The 15214-nt window shown below is 45.5% G+C and carries 11 protein-coding genes; 7 read left to right on the top strand and 4 right to left on the bottom strand.

Features of this window, described 5'->3' with window-relative positions; translation table 11 throughout:
* The first annotated feature begins 408 nt into the window (after positions 1-408).
* The 3 genes from MHB43_RS07095 (at position 409) to MHB43_RS07085 (ending at position 3072) form a co-directional block, all read left to right on the top strand.
* Positions 409-1314, top strand: a complete 906-nt coding sequence (locus MHB43_RS07095; protein ID WP_221819161.1) for an ABC transporter ATP-binding protein — start codon at positions 409-411, stop codon at positions 1312-1314.
* Positions 1307-2140: an ABC transporter permease gene (locus MHB43_RS07090; protein ID WP_221819160.1), complete on the top strand. Its 834-nt coding sequence runs from the start codon at positions 1307-1309 to the stop codon at positions 2138-2140. The genes MHB43_RS07095 and MHB43_RS07090 overlap by 8 nt, the downstream gene beginning before the upstream one ends.
* A 137-nt stretch (positions 2141-2277) precedes the next feature.
* Positions 2278-3072, top strand: a complete 795-nt coding sequence (locus MHB43_RS07085; protein ID WP_339182756.1) for a MurR/RpiR family transcriptional regulator — start codon at positions 2278-2280, stop codon at positions 3070-3072.
* A gap of 3 nt (positions 3073-3075) precedes the next feature.
* On the opposite strand, the gene MHB43_RS07080 is transcribed toward MHB43_RS07085, so the two are convergent.
* Positions 3076-4062 carry a Gfo/Idh/MocA family protein gene (locus MHB43_RS07080; RefSeq protein WP_221819337.1) on the bottom strand — a complete coding sequence of 329 codons (987 nt, stop codon included), beginning with the start codon at positions 4060-4062 and terminating at the stop codon, positions 3076-3078.
* Positions 4063-4331: 269 nt separating this feature from the next.
* On the opposite strand from MHB43_RS07080, the gene MHB43_RS07075 reads away from it, so the two are divergent.
* Positions 4332-5618, top strand: coding sequence for a DUF5050 domain-containing protein (locus tag MHB43_RS07075; RefSeq protein WP_221819158.1), 1287 nt, complete (start codon positions 4332-4334; stop codon positions 5616-5618).
* A 185-nt stretch (positions 5619-5803) separates the two neighbouring features.
* Complete coding sequence (locus MHB43_RS07070; protein WP_339182754.1) at positions 5804-7435, top strand: helix-turn-helix domain-containing protein; 1632 nt, start codon at positions 5804-5806, stop codon at positions 7433-7435.
* Positions 7436-7561: 126 nt separating this feature from the next.
* On the opposite strand, the gene MHB43_RS07065 is transcribed toward MHB43_RS07070, so the two are convergent.
* Positions 7562-8137: a GbsR/MarR family transcriptional regulator gene (locus MHB43_RS07065; protein ID WP_221819156.1), complete on the bottom strand. Its 576-nt coding sequence runs from the start codon at positions 8135-8137 to the stop codon at positions 7562-7564.
* A 501-nt stretch (positions 8138-8638) separates the two neighbouring features.
* Here MHB43_RS07065 and MHB43_RS07060 point away from each other — a divergent pair.
* Together MHB43_RS07060 and MHB43_RS07055 are read left to right on the top strand one after the other, a co-directional pair.
* Positions 8639-9868 carry a glycine betaine/L-proline ABC transporter ATP-binding protein gene (locus MHB43_RS07060; RefSeq protein ID WP_339182752.1) on the top strand — a complete coding sequence of 410 codons (1230 nt, stop codon included), beginning with the start codon at positions 8639-8641 and terminating at the stop codon, positions 9866-9868.
* Positions 9834-12422, top strand: a complete 2589-nt coding sequence (locus MHB43_RS07055) for a glycine betaine ABC transporter substrate-binding protein (RefSeq protein WP_221819155.1) — start codon at positions 9834-9836, stop codon at positions 12420-12422. The genes MHB43_RS07060 and MHB43_RS07055 overlap by 35 nt, the downstream gene beginning before the upstream one ends.
* 253 nt (positions 12423-12675) lie before the next feature.
* On the opposite strand, the gene MHB43_RS07050 is transcribed toward MHB43_RS07055, so the two are convergent.
* Together MHB43_RS07050 and MHB43_RS07045 are read right to left on the bottom strand one after the other, a co-directional pair.
* On the bottom strand, positions 12676-12888 hold the full coding sequence (locus MHB43_RS07050; protein ID WP_076216916.1) for an immunity 17 family protein: 213 nt from the start codon (positions 12886-12888) through the stop codon (positions 12676-12678).
* Positions 12889-13470: 582 nt separating this feature from the next.
* A complete protein-coding gene (locus MHB43_RS07045) occupies positions 13471-14844 on the bottom strand; it encodes an ABC transporter substrate-binding protein (protein WP_405131610.1) in 1374 nt (457 codons plus the stop codon).
* Positions 14845-15214 lie beyond the last annotated feature (370 nt).

Raw genomic sequence — 15214 nt, 5'->3', positions numbered from 1 at the left:
TACCCATACGATGTATTCATATGGATGTGTTAGACGAATTCATTATGTAATCGTTAGAAACAGACGTTCCCCGTGACAGGCACGCCAAAACATCACGTCAAGCCGGCCCTGGATAACCAAGACCGGCGTTATAAGCATATTTCACGCATTCATGAGACGTAAGGCCTTATCTTCCATTACCACGTTATGAATAGCAATGAAACGGATGTTCTACCCTAAAATAAGGATACATGTTACAAGGCAGAGTGAAAACAAACCTGAGACCCGATTTCAGGCAGACTTCAGGGTAAATGTGCATTCTACATTCGGGACTATTGAAGGAGGAAAATATCTTTTTTGTCGTCCATTTGAACGATATCAGCCTACCGCACGTATAATCTCCAAACTCAGATCGGACGGTGAATATGCATGATCGAAGTACGTAACATATCCAAGCAATTCAAGGTGCATCAAGCACTGCATGATGTCAGTTTCACAGTTAAACAAGGCAGTGTCACCGGGTTGATTGGACCCAACGGTTCGGGCAAAACCACACTGATCCGTATCATGAATGGGGTCTTGGGCGCTTCCGGTGGACAGGTAACCATTAACGGATTGGACGCCGCTTGTGAGGCGGAGAAAGTACTGGCCATGTGTGGCACTCTTACCGAACAAAGTGGATTATATGAAAATATGAGCGGGCGTGACAATCTGACTTTCTTCGCAGATGTTTTTGGCCTGAAGCATGCCAAGAAACAAATCGACGAGCTTGTAACTCTGTTTGAGTTGCAGGATTATCAGCATCGAAACGTCGGCACCTATAGCACAGGCATGAAGAAACGCTTGGGCCTTGCACGAGTACTCTTGCACCGTCCTTCCATCCTGTTTCTGGATGAGCCTACCAATGGCCTGGATCCGGATGGAATTCAGATGGTGCTGCGCATTATCCGTCAGTTAAATAAGGAAGAAAAGATGACAATCTTGGTCTCATCCCATGTGCTGTCCCAACTGTCAGCCGTCTGTGATCATTATATTTTCATGGAAAAGGGGCGCATCGTGGAGGAAGGCACGGAACAGGAGATTGTTAGCCGGTACCTGTCCACTCCGAAGCTCGAAGTAGAAGCCGAAATGCCCGATGGATGGCACACGGCAACCAACTTTACGCCTGAAATAATCTCCGCACATCAAGCAGTATTTCAGCTAACATCGCGTGAAGATATTCCATTACTGCTAAGGCAATTAACGGAGCACGGTCAAGTCTATCAGGCCCGCATCACGGGCAGTGATCTGGAAAGTATCTATTTTGCCATAAGGGAGGCACACCACCATGAATAACCGCCAAGCCATACGTGCACTGGTACGTAAAGATATCCGGTCCGTCACAGCCAGCGTTCAGCTCTGGTTGCCCATGTTGATCGTCCCACTGATTATCGGAATTATTATGCCCTCTGCCCTCCTGTGGGCGGCCTCCAGAATGGAACTTCGTTCACTGGGCAACATCAGCTTTCTGCTTGAATCATTGGATGCGTTAACCCAAAGTGGACAGATTCCTCAGCTTGCTTCCATGCCTACAGATAATCATCGTATTGTCTATTACTTGGCCATGTATATGTTCGCTCCCTTGTTTCTCATCATTCCGGTGATGGCCTCCAGCATTCTGACGGCCAATAGTTTCGCTGGTGAAAAGGAACGCAAGACGCTGGAAGGGTTGTTATTCACACCGATCAGTATGAGCACTCTTTTTAAAGGCAAAGTGCTAGCTGCCCTGATCCCTTCCATTCTATTATCCTGGGTTACTTTCCTGATCTACGGAATCATTGCCAATATTCTGATGTACCCCATGTTTGGAACGTTGATGTTTCCCAATCTGAACTGGATCATACTTGTGGTGTGGGTTGTTCCCGCTTGTAGTCTTATGGTCATTTTATTGAACGTCTTGATCTCGGCCAAGGTCCGTGGGTTCCAGGAAGCGTATCAGCTCGGCGGATTAATTGTCCTTCCCCTCATTGCCTTAGTCGCTGGTCAAGCCAGTGGCATGCTGCTGATTGGTCCTTGGATGTTACTCATGATTGGAGCAGTGCTTATGCTCACTAGTGTGGTTCTCCTTCGTTTCGTCACGCTATGGAATAGTCGTCAACAACTGGCGGAAAGTCAGATCTAAATGATGTGGAGTGTAGCGAAGAAATTCAACAGATTTACACTGTCGCTCCGCTATACAGATTGAGAAATAAATATACGCGGGTTATGATGTGGAGATATATGTTATGGGATGATTCTAGAGAGGAATGGAACAACTGTATGGAATCCAAACTACTTCAAAAATTAAAATATGCTTCACAATTGACGGCACAGGAGAAACATATTGTGAACCATATCCTGAACAATCCCGAAGTTGTATTTGATTCTACAGCCCATGAATTGGCTCAGCAGACCTATACAAGCTCATCCACCATTGTTCGCTTATGCAAAAAGCTGGGTACCAAGGGGTACCCAGACTTTCAGCTCAAGCTTGCCCTTGAATATCAACAGATGCCCTCCGCGTTGCAAACGCAGGATCATGCAATTGCAGAACAAGGGAACGTGCTGGCTGCCATCGACTCGGTTCCTTACCTGTACCAGCAGGCGCTGGAAGATACACGCCGGATGTTAAACGCTCCTGTTTTGTTACGAATCGCGAACTGGGTCAAAGAATCCGTACGCATTGATGTCTATGGCAGTGATATGAATTATTATCTGGCTCAACAGGCTTGTGCCAAATGGAATGAACTCGGCATATCTGCGATTGCTCACAATAGTCCCAACATGCATTATTTGAACACGATGAACCCCAATAACCTGACGCTGTCTTTTGTTATATCACACACAGGTGAGAACCAATCCATGATTGAAGCTGCCAAAGTGCTGAGCAACAAACAGATGAAAGTCATCGCAGTCACGGGCAACAACCATTCAACCCTGTCCAGACATTGTGATGAAACGTTACTGGCTTACGGATACAATGAACAATTAAGGTTATCCAAAATGTCTTCGATGGTCTCGGTACTCTATCTTTTCGACATGTTATACATGGGCAGCATTAGCGATACGTATTAACGATTAACGTTGGTCCGCTGCAAATACGATCCCGGCATCCTTACGCGCACTCATAAGTACACTCATCACAGACTGGCTGTGTTCGAGCAATTCGTAACACCTTTTGTAATCCCCATTTGCATGGATGTCCCTGAACGCTTCCCACTCATAGTACAGCCAATTGGATTGGCTCTGGGCATTATACGCCGCAGCAGGCTCGTTCCCGATCTGAAGCTTGATCTCCCGGCAACCGTTTGCTCCTCCCACAACCTGAAGATAACCTTTCTCACCCTGAATGAGCACAAAGTTCATACTGTTTGTGTCTTTGGCACCTACACATTCCGCAATAAACTCCGCATATTGGAGAACCACAACACCTGATGTATCAATGCCGTTTGCATGCTGGTTCGCGGTATACGATACGGCATTCGGACTGCCAAACAGATTCATGACCAGATGCAGATTATAAATATTGATATCCATCAGCGCTCCACCAGAGAATTGTGGATTGAATACGTTCGGCGTCTCCCCTGCAAGCAGATCATTGTATTTGCGCGAGTATTGACTGTAGTTACACTGGATGAGTCTGATCGGACCAAGCTTTGGTAGTTGCCCCTGTATGACTTTAATATTGGGCAGATGAATGTTGGAGATGGCTTCAAACAGCAACAGATTCTTTTCTTTTGCAAGTGCAATCAGCGTTTCTGCTTCCTGAAGCGTGGACGTGAACGGTTTTTCGCAGACGACATGTTTGCCATGTTGAAGTGCCTGATAGGCCTGTTCGTAATGCATGCTGTTTGGTGAAGCAATATATACGAGATCTACATTTGTATCTGAAAATAGGGATTCCAGGTCCGTATAGATGGTACTGACCCCATACTTACCCGCAAGCTCCTGTGCTGTCTCTCTCTTCCGGGAGTACATCGCTGTACACGTAACATCATCCAGTTCATTAATCGCAGATAAAATGGCATCCACAATGGACCCTGTACCAATCGTTGCTATATTCATCATATCTTTTCGCTCCTGTCGTTGGATTGTCAGTTGGCCTCTGCTCTGGTTGAGTGTAATGTTATCACGATCATGTCAGGCGGAGAACGCTTTGGGAGGGGAATGGCAGCATCATGCGCAATTCGATTTCAGGTTTGGACAGGTGTGAAATTCAATTTCATCCTCTTCTTTTTTTCATGTTTGAGATCTAACATATCTTCCATAGTTTACCGATATAACATAAGGAATTAACGACATACATATAGAAGAACGAAGGGGACGATGAACGAATGAAAACAAGGCATACATACTTACAACGCACCATCTGTACATTGCTGTTATTTACACTCATTGCAGCAGTGACATTGGGAGGTGGAACCTCAGCCCAGGCAGCTTCACTTAGCCAATCCACAGTGTATTATGAATCCGACGGCGTTTTGTACAAAGTATCCGCGGATGGCAGCAATACAACAGAAGTATTAATTGATTTTCAAGGTGTGGACTTGCACGCGGCAGGCTCTTATCTCTACTACACGCAGACTGCTTCTTCCACAACACTGCTTCGGGTTCCGAATGACGGGTCCAGCGATGCGGCAGAGACATTTGCTACGGATGTACTCAGCTATTATACGGATAACGGATTCATCTATTATCTGGATGCTACAGGTACCATTTATCGCGCGAATGGCAATAGTGACGCTTCAGCTGTCACCAAGATTGCTGACAAGGCTGATACCGACTTCCCATTCCTCCTGGTAACCAAAGGGCGTGCCTACTATAATGCGTTGGTTAATGGAAATACGTGGATTGTGTCCAAAACGTCCAACGGTTCTGGCGCTGTGCAGCGGATTGCCGCAGGTGCAGTAGAAGGACGTTATTTTACAAATCAATCCAAAAACGAACTGCAACTGATGGTAAATACAGACCCCTACGAGGATTTCTATTCTACCAATGCTGTTGTCATGTATAAGGTGAACTACAACACTGGCAAAGCAACTTCGGTTAATCCCAAAGCCAAACTGGATGTGAATGCTGTATATTCCGGTGGTTGGGGAAACAATCTTTACGTGTATAACAAAGGAATCGTTCTCGACAGCAATAAGGATTACAATTATGCCAAAGGCAAAGCGTTTGCGTTAACAACTTCAGCCAAAACACTTCAGCTTCATAACAAAAGCGTTCGTGAAGTAAGTGCCTTAGGTACAGACAAAGTTGTCCTTATCGATGCAGACAAAAAGGCTTATGCCAAAACGGTCTCGGGCAACAAAGTGACCAAGTCTGCCAACCTGAACCTGACAAATGTAACTTATGTGGCGAATCAGTTGACCAATGGTACATCTACGGCTGCATACATCTCTGGCAACAACGGACTCTATTCGGTTAATACAGCTCTCAAGGTAACGAAACTTACCGGGGACGAATGGGATGCATTCCATATCAGAGATGATGTTGCGGGCCTCTTCTACATCAATGCCAAAGATCAATATCGCTTGTATCACGTGCAAACGGGTGGAACAGGGAAAAAAGTAATGAGTGACGTTTTCCTCGACAATATTCTATTGGTGACACCGTACTAACATATATGTTGATTCAGGCGTATAGCCCATACAACGGACATGTCCGTAACAAAAAGGATTACCTTGCAGCCATCATGGCTCCTGGTAGTCCTTTTTTGGTTGTCGAAAACTATTTTTCAAAAACATCTTCCATATGAGAATGATAATTGTTATCATTAAGAAAATAAGACAAAAGGATGGTCCGTATGACTGAACAGTTTCCCTTCATTGCTGAAACCTCATCTCTACCGCTCCTCTCCTCCATGTGCCGTGTGCGTCGTGGGGAGAATTTCCGTGTGCAAGGCAAGACGGTGTCACGGCCCATGCTCTGTCTTATTTTGCAAGGAGACGGTGTTCTGGTCCTGAATGATACAGTCTATACGGCGCAAGCCGGTAGCTTATTCGTACTGAAGCCAGGAACAGCCATTGAGGCCGCTGCACGCTCGAATATGACCGAATGTATATTACTAAGCATGGATACGGTTTGTTTGCAGCAAGTGCGCGGTGAATGGAAAATGACCTCTTCACCCGCCTTCCCGCTGGATTGGCAGACAGGCAGGTTGCTGGTTCGTCATGAGCAGCAGGCTGTATTACGTTTGGAACAACTGTATGAAACCTATCGCGGTCTGCAACCGGATCACTTTATCAGCATACATAGCCAGCTGCATGAACTGTTGCAATTTCTCTCAGAGAACCGGCTGGAAGCCAATCATGAGAAAGTGGACCCTGCCTTGGAACGCAGTATTATGTATATGCGACGTTACATGAGTGAAGGAATCAGCATGGATCAGCTTGCCAAGATTGCTGGACTCACCCCCAGCTCTTATTCACGCAGTTTCAAGAAGGCCAAAGGCATGTCACCGACCGATTACCTGAATCGTTTACGTATAAACGAAGCAAAAAAACAGCTGACAGAGGAATCCTGTGTCCTCAAAGACGTCGCGGTATCTGTCGGGTATGGCAATGAATATTATTTTAGCCGCAAATTCAAACAAACCTTGGGGATCGCTCCCAGCGTATATATGAAAAGAGATCAACTTCGCGTAGCTACGGCATCCATTATGGGATTCCATGAGAACTTGGCCTCGCTTGGACTGCGCCCGGTAGCTGTGCTGGAAGATCAAAGTGTGTTTGACCGAGAATCGGATGAATATGAACAAGAACGCCGATTAACCAGACAATTAGACCAACTTCGGCAGGCGAAGCCAGACTTGATCATCGGTGACTTTTACCACAAGCCTTATTACGATCGCCTGAAAAGTATTGCACCTACCATCATCTTGGAGTCCACTGATGACTGGAAAGAGAACCATATTCGCATCGCCGAACTGGTCGGACGTGAGAAACAAGCGTTACTGAATTTCAAAGAATTTGCGTTTCGCAAGCTTGAAGCAAGCCTGAACCTGCAACCCTATTTCGGACAAAACAGGTTGGCTCTGATCGAGGTTACGAATCAGTTCATTCGCTTACAAGGGACTGGCGAGCATCCATTAAATCACTTGTTGTATGCTGAATTGGGACTTCAGCCCGCTGAGCTTGTATCTCCCGAAAGCTCCAGAAATGAGTATGTTGCGGATAGTATCCCGGTGCTGGACACGGATTACCTGTTGATCCATCGTGCTTCGCTTCAGCCTGCCAATGAAAAGCTGTTCCGACGCATGAAACAAACGGCTTCATGGAATCGATCCCCTGCTGTATTGTATGGTAACGTTCACGATATTTCGAACTGGCAACGGTTATGCTGGACCCCGGCTGGCCGGTTGCAGATTCTGAACGAACTGAAACAGATTGCTCAGCAATCTGTAGTCTTTCCTCAGGCAGGTCTGATCGGACATTAGATGTGAACATAGGTTGGTACGATGGGCAAGATTATCTTTTACATCGTGTTCCTTCATTATAAATCAGTAAGATATTGCACAGACCAAAGGGCCCTCTCCTAAACGGAAAGGGCCCTTTGCATGTAATTATGAATGTTCCTTAATCTCTTCCTTCGGAACCAGCTTGTATATCTCTTCATCTTCCATGGTATCAATCAACCGATCCAACCATTTGTAATATGCTTCCGCTTGCAAAACCTTGTGTTTGTCTTCCATCAGGATGTGGATAAGTTCAGCATCCGCCTCTTCATCCAGATCTTCGACTAATCGATTCAGTTCATCAATTGATTTGCGTAGAACCTGAAGGTTACTCTCCACGGCTTTTCTCCACTTAATTGCAAAATAATCCGTAAACGTCTGATGCCAGTCATATTCGACTTCATATAGGTCTTTTCTGGAGCCCTTGCTCCACACTTTATTTACCATTTTCAAATCCAGCAGTGTTCGTACACCTGTACTCATACTCGTTTTGCTCATTTCCATTTCCCGTCCCATATCGTCAAGGGTCATTGGTTTGTCTGCAAAAAATAGCAATCCATATAAGTGTCCCGTTGACAGCGTAACGCCGTAAAGATCCATATTACGTCCAATAGCTTCAATGACGCGTTTACGAATCTTCAGCACGGTTGCCTGCTGTTCCTCTTGTAAATGGTCCAAGCCCATGCTTGCAACCTCCATTCTGAACATTCCACAGTCTTTGGCGAAATCATTGCAACACTTTAAAAGTCCTGCTTACATGGGAAAGCTCTCGGCCGGACATCATATATGCCAGAGGGCTTTCATTCACCCAATGTATGAAAATGGGAACTTTACCAGGCTACAATTGCCTATGACTATCTTTTAACCAAAAAATTCAGCTTCAATTCAGCTCATTTTCTATTGTAGGAAAAGCAATGTCAAATGTAAAGCTGCCTTATTAGCCAGAATAAGGAGAATGACGGAGTATTTGGACGAAAAACTTTGTACAGTTTTTACTGTACAAACATTATGTACTGTTTATTCGGTTGATATACTGGTTAAGTATTGTTAGTATTAAACTCGTTACCCAGAAAGACGGGAAGCGAAGCAACAACTACCGGATTTCGTGGCTGGGCGCATAAGTGTATGGGCTTATGGATGCTGAAAGCCGTTCGAAGTGCACAACACATCAGAAGGGGTGAAAACATGACCATACTTGAAGTGAAAAACGTAAGTAAATTGTTTGGACCCCAAACCGAGCAAGGTCTGCAATTACTGGAGCAAGGTTGGGGTAAAGAAAAGTTGGCCAAAGAAAAACAGATAACGGTTGGTGTCAACCGGGTCAACATGGAAATTAAGGAAGGCGAGATTTTCGTTATTATGGGACTGTCCGGGAGTGGTAAATCCACACTGGTTCGGATGTTCAATCGTCTGATTGAACCAACATCCGGAGAAATTCTGGTCCATGGTAAGGATCTACGCAAGATGAACAAAGAACAATTGCGCGAAGTGCGCCGGAAAACGATTAGCATGGTCTTCCAGAAGTTTGCGTTATTCCCGCACCGTACCGTTCTTGATAATGTGGAGTATGGATTGGAAATACAAAAAGTAGATAAGGAAGTACGCCGGGAGAAGGCAAAAACCTCACTTGAGCTGGTTGGCCTTAAGGGCTGGGAAGACAAAATGCCAGATGAACTCAGTGGCGGGATGCAGCAACGTGTCGGCTTGGCGCGTGCACTTGCCAATGACCCGGAAGTACTACTGATGGATGAAGCCTTCAGTGCACTTGATCCATTGATTCGCCGTGATATGCAGGATGAGTTGATCGAGCTTCAGGATAAAATGAAAAAGACGATTATTTTCATTACCCATGACTTGGACGAAGCGCTGCGCATCGGCGATCGTATTGCCCTCATGAAAGACGGCGCAGTTGTGCAGATCGGTACACCGGAAGAAATCATGATTCAACCGGCCAACTCATATGTGGCCCGCTTCGTCGAAGACGTGGATCTGTCCAAGGTCCTTACAGCATCTCACGTAATGCGTCGCCCTGAAACAATCACACTTGACCGCGGACCTCGTGTTGCCCTCGAATTAATGCGCGAAAGTGGCGTTTCCAACCTGTTTGTCATTGACCGTTCGAAGAAGCTGCTTGGTGTCATTACAGCAGAAGACGCTTCTCGTGCGATGCGTGAAAACAAAGTATTAAAAGACATTCTGATCACGGACGGGCCTACTGTGTCGCCTGAGACCCTGATTCATGAATTGTTCGAAATTGTAAGTTCAGCCCATGTGCCTCTCGCTGTTGTTGGTGAGAATGGCCGTCTGCAAGGTGTTATCGTCCGCGGTGCCCTGCTGGGTGCACTTAGCGGTGAAGTTGCAGTAAAGGAGGAACTTGTGAATGATTCCCAAAATACCACTAGCGTCGTGGATTGAATCCATAGTTGACTGGATGAGCTCCTCGCTCTCCGGATTGTTTAATGTAATTTCCACCGTTATTCAAGCGGTTGTCGGATATTTCTCCGGGCTGTTCTTGCTGCCCCATCCACTCCTGTTCATTGCCATATTGGGTGTTCTTGCGTTCCTCGTAGGACGACTCCCACTGACACTATTTACGGTTATCGGGTTCTTGCTCGTAGATAACTTGGGATACTGGTCCCAATCGATGGACACACTCGGTCTGGTTATCACTTCAGGATTGGTTTCGATCCTGCTTGGTGTACCTGTCGGAATCTGGCTCGCATACAGTAAAACTGCGGCGCGTATCATTACACCGCTGCTTGACTTCATGCAGACGATGCCTGCATTTGTTTACTTGCTGCCTGCGGTTACATTCTTTAGTCTAGGTGTCGTTCCAGGTGTTATCGCGTCTGTTATATTTGCGATTCCGCCAACGATTCGTCTGACTCACCTGGGTATCAGACAGGTATCTGGCGAATTGGTTGAAGCAGCTGATGCATTCGGCTCAACTTCCATGCAAAAGTTGTTCAAAGTACAACTTCCACTCGCTTTGCCTACCGTGATGTCCGGTATTAATCAGACCATCATGCTGTCACTGTCCATGGTTGTTATTGCATCCATGATTGGTGCACAAGGTATTGGTGCGGAAGTCTATCGTGCCGTAACACAACTGCAAATCGGTAAAGGTTTCGAAGCCGGTCTGGCCGTTGTTGTACTCGCGATTGTTCTGGACCGTTTTACACAAAATGTGTTTATGCCAGGTCGCAAAAAGAACTCAAGCATTACATCAAAGCAAAAAGCATGGATCACTGCTGCGGCAACATTCCTTGTGCTTGTAGCTGGTTTCTCACAATACTTCGTTGGTGGCACAACTTCCGCTGGTGGCAACAATTCAGCAGCCAACGCTGTAGGTCAAGAAGTGAACTATCAGATTATCGGTATCGATCCAGGGGCTGGTATTATGAAGTCCGCTGCAAAAGCGATCGAAGACTATAAATTGACTGACTGGACTCTGATTGAAGGCTCTGGTGCAGCCATGACGGCCACACTGGACAAAGCGATCAAAAATGAAGATCCAATCATTATTACAGGTTGGACTCCGCACTGGATGTTCAACAAGTATGATCTGAAATATCTGGAAGACCCTGAGAAATCTTTCGGTGATGCTGAAGAAATTCATACCATCGCCCGTAAAGGTCTAAAAGAAGATCACCCTGTTGCGTTTGAATTCCTGTCCCGTTTCCAATGGACCTCGGATGAAATGGGTGAAATGATGACTGCTATCCAGGGTGGCACATCCGCAGAAGAAGCAGCTAAAGCTTATGCTGAGAAACATGCCGATCAGATTGCTGAGTGGACCAAAGGTCTGACTCCAGTGAACGGTGATGCATTCAAACTGAGCTATGTGGCCTGGGATTCTGAAATCGCAAGTACCAACTTGCTGAAATATGTGATGGAAAACGAATTGGGTTATAAAGTTAACGCTCTACAGGTCGAAGCCGGACCGATGTGGACGGGTGTTGCCTCGGGCGACGTAGATGCCTCTCCAGCAGCTTGGCTGCCATTGACACACGCTGACTACTGGGAACGTTACAAAGATCAGGTGGACGATCTGGGGGCCAATATGACAGGTGTACGTACAGGCCTCGTGGTTCCTAGTTACATGACCGAAGTCAATTCGATTGCAGATCTGGAGACAGGTGCCGCTTCTTCCACTCCATCGGCAAGTGCTAATGTGGGTGAAGAGGTTAATCACCAAATCGTTGGTATTGATCCAGGTGCAGGTCTGATGAAGGCCACTGCAAACGCCATTAAACATTATGATTTGTCTAACTGGAATCTGATTGAAGGCTCTGGAGCCGCGATGACTGCATCGCTGGACAAAGCTTATAAAAATGAAGAACCAATCATCGTTACGGGTTGGACTCCACACTGGATGTTCAATCAGTATGATCTGAAGTATCTGGACGACCCCGACTTGATTTTCGGCGATGCAGAGGAAGTTCACACGGTTGGACGTAAGGGAATCAAAGAAGATCATCCCGTTGCCTATGAGTTCTTCTCTCGCTTTAATTGGACTGCGGACCAAATGAGTGAAATCATGGTAGACATTCAAAAGGGCGTTTCGCCTGAAGAAGCTGCCAAGACTTATGCAGAAAAACATCCGGACCAAATTGAAGAGTGGACCAAGGGGTTAACCCCTGTTAAAGGTGACAATTTGCGTCTCGGTTATGTTGCATGGGACTCTGAAATTGCGAGTACCAACCTGATGAAGTATGTGCTGGAGACAGATCTCGGTTATACCGTCAAAGCACTACAAGTTGAAGCTGGACCCATGTGGGCAGGCTTGGCAGCAGGTGATATCGATGCTTCTCCAGCCGTATGGCTCCCGCTTACACATGGAGACTACTGGAAAACATATGGAGACAAGATCGAAGATATCGCTGTCAGTATGACTGGAGTCAAGCAAGGTCTGGTTGTTCCAACGTATATGGATATCAACTCTGTAGAAGACTTAAAAGATAATTAAACCAGATTGAGATGGATAAACCTGAATTTGGTAATAAGACCACCGAAATTTTTCGGTGGTCTTTTTGTTTTGACTATGATTTTTTCAGGCATGCTATTTGATTTGATATTCTATCCTGGTCATACCGCATACTGCTAATTTACGCTTTCACACGCTTTTTCCATTTGACTCTTCTCACATATCCTCTTACTTCGCCTTCGCTCATGAACATCGTATGTAGATGATACTTGGTGAGTTCGTTTATTTCCAATATCTATCCGATCAGTAACAGTAGTACACCAATGACAATCATGACAACACCGAGAATACCATATACCACTCTTGCGCCCTGTCTTCCAATAGTCTTCACAAAAATCCCTGCTCTGAAACTCTTCATAAACCAATCCCAATTGTTGATACCACCGAGCAAACTAAAAATTCCTGCCGCTATGGCAAATAGCGCGATTAAAACGGGTTGTTCTTGCATGTCGTCAACACTCCTTCAATATAATCCTGTCTACTATACCTTCACTTGGTGAAAATTAACAGGCATTAATTAGTAAAAAAAACAGCATGCAGATGGCAGTCTGCATGCTGTTTCTAGGGCGTTAAACATATTATATTCATTTGCCTATAGAGAATTAATTTTTACAATACCCGCTGATTTTCGCGAAATCTTTCTAAGCTATATCACGTCTGGAGAATGAATACACCCTGCAATTATTCGTAGATTTTTGCCGATTGTTAGCGCGTAAGAGGGTTTTTTACATTAATCGTCATCTCGACTTTAGGCCTATCCATGGTATATAAAATCGAACTTCTGACACATATTAATTAAATATCTTTTACTTCGACATACAATCCCTCAAACTTTTAAGCCATACTTTTGTTACTTGGCCTGTGATCTGACATAACCTGATAACGTTCATCATGTTATCGACGCGTTTGTTCAAGCAGGCTGTACATTAAGAAAAATCCGTCTTAGGTCTCAGAGGATACCATAAAATTACAACAGATGCGACGATCATTAATAAGCGCCGCATCTGTTTTTAATCCAAAGCGTCTACAGTTATTTCTTCACTGTACTATTATATTGCGCAATCTTGTCTGTAATTTGTTTAGCTGCTGCATCCAATGCTTCCTGTGGTGTACCTTGTCCATTCAGGACCGTTTCAATCGCTCCTTCGACAAGTTGTCTCGCTTCCGGGAATACACCCATTAATGCCCCGGATGTTGCTGTCGAATCCGCAGAAGCGTGCAATTGATCGACTGCTGTCTGGAATTGCGGGTACTTCGCCATATTATCCTTTAATACTTGCTCATTGTAGGCTGCTGTCGTAATAGGGAAGTATCCTGTCGCAACACTCCAGTTCGCTTGTACCTCTGGTGTAGCCAAGTACTTGATGAACTCCCAAGCCGCTTGCTGTTGTGCTTCCGATTTGTTGTTCATGATGTACAAGCTTGCTCCACCCACCACAACGCCGCCTTCTTTGGCATCCGCTGGACGAGGCAGGAAGCCTGTTCCCAGTTCAAATTTCCCACCTGAACCTTCTACGATTTTACGCAGACCAGCCGTGGAATCCAGGGTCATACCGATTTGCTGAGCGGTAAATGCTGCTGTTGTATCGTCTGTGCTACGTCCCAGATTGGAGAGGGTTTTCTCATCAATCATCCTTTTCCACCACGTTAATGTCTTCACTCCAGCTTCGGAGTTCAGCAGAGAATCTGTAGCTGCTTCGGTTCTTCCGTTTCCATTGTTTACATAATCTGCATTCTGGTTCGCAAAGAATTGTTCCATGAACCAGCCGTAGATCGCCATGGATGCACCTGGCTTACCGTCTTTCGCCAATGTTTTTGCCGCTTGCTCAAACTCTTCATACGTCTTTGGCGGGTTCTCCGGGTCCAGACCTGCAGCTTTGAACATATCCTTGTTGTAGTACAGGATCGGGTTCGATGTGTTAAACGGCATCGCGTTCAATTTGCCATCGATGGTGTAATATCTTATGATGTTTGGCTCCAGTTGGGACAGGTCAAACTGATCCTTGTCGATGAACTGTTGTACTGGCGTAATCATGCCCGAATCAATCATGAACTTGCTACCGATCTCGTAGACCTGGATAATGTCTGGACCGCTGTCTGAGCCCATCGATGCTTTGAGTTTGTTCAAGCTCTCATCGTACTTCCCTTGATAGATGGGTTTTACCTGAATGTCGGGGTGGCTAGCGTTAAAGTCGGAAGCGAGTTGGTTAATGGCTTTCTCCCCAGCGCCAGACATGGAATGCCACCACGTCAATTGTGTTGTTTCAGCTGCGGCCGCTTCTGCTGGTGCTCCACTTGCCGGACTGCTTGTTTCAGCTTTTGTTCCGCAAGCTGAAATGACCAACATGAGTGCAGCCAGCATTAATGCAAATGTACCTCTTTTTTTCAACCGAAATCTGTTCATAATCGCTCTCCTTTTATATGGCTCGCTTCAGAATAAATCTGGAGATTGACACGGCGTGGCCGTTACGGTTACGAATCGTTCTTCTGATTGCTGTTATCCCCGGATTTTTTTATATCCCCTTTTAGAGGGGAAAATCCGTGTATAAAGGCAAACGCTTTGCTTCTTCAGAATCGATTTCGTCCCCTCCACTACTACCGTGGTTTCTCTCTTAAGATCTTATTTCAAGACACGAGCCTTGTTTATTCGCTCCTGATAACCAAACCGTGGACCTTGTACGAAGATACAAGGTTTAATTCAAAACCTCTAAATCACAATCTTTAGATCAAAACCTTCAGAGCTTCCACTTCAATTTCAATTTAATAGTTGGAAA

It is taken from the genome of Paenibacillus sp. FSL H8-0317 (genome assembly GCF_045040685.1).
Lineage (GTDB): Bacteria > Bacillota > Bacilli > Paenibacillales > Paenibacillaceae > Paenibacillus.
Note: the sequence above shows the minus strand (reverse complement) of the source record. Positions and strands in the feature narration are given on the sequence as shown.

What these genes read in the sequence shown, in the direction of transcription:
- MHB43_RS07055 (WP_221819155.1), top strand. Translation starts at nt 9,834, where the DNA reads ATGATTCCCAAAATACCACTAGCGTCGTGGATTGAATCCATAGTTGAC.
- MHB43_RS07065 (WP_221819156.1), bottom strand. Translation starts at nt 8,137, where the DNA reads ATGGGCTTGGACCATTTACAAGAGGAACAGCAGGCAACCGTGCTGAAG.
- MHB43_RS07060 (WP_339182752.1), top strand. Translation starts at nt 8,639, where the DNA reads ATGACCATACTTGAAGTGAAAAACGTAAGTAAATTGTTTGGACCCCAA.
- MHB43_RS07085 (WP_339182756.1), top strand. Translation starts at nt 2,278, where the DNA reads ATGGAATCCAAACTACTTCAAAAATTAAAATATGCTTCACAATTGACG.
- MHB43_RS07050 (WP_076216916.1), bottom strand. Translation starts at nt 12,888, where the DNA reads ATGCAAGAACAACCCGTTTTAATCGCGCTATTTGCCATAGCGGCAGGA.
- MHB43_RS07090 (WP_221819160.1), top strand. Translation starts at nt 1,307, where the DNA reads ATGAATAACCGCCAAGCCATACGTGCACTGGTACGTAAAGATATCCGG.
- MHB43_RS07075 (WP_221819158.1), top strand. Translation starts at nt 4,332, where the DNA reads ATGAAAACAAGGCATACATACTTACAACGCACCATCTGTACATTGCTG.
- MHB43_RS07080 (WP_221819337.1), bottom strand. Translation starts at nt 4,062, where the DNA reads ATGAATATAGCAACGATTGGTACAGGGTCCATTGTGGATGCCATTTTA.
- MHB43_RS07045 (WP_405131610.1), bottom strand. Translation starts at nt 14,844, where the DNA reads ATGAACAGATTTCGGTTGAAAAAAAGAGGTACATTTGCATTAATGCTG.
- MHB43_RS07070 (WP_339182754.1), top strand. Translation starts at nt 5,804, where the DNA reads ATGACTGAACAGTTTCCCTTCATTGCTGAAACCTCATCTCTACCGCTC.
- MHB43_RS07095 (WP_221819161.1), top strand. Translation starts at nt 409, where the DNA reads ATGATCGAAGTACGTAACATATCCAAGCAATTCAAGGTGCATCAAGCA.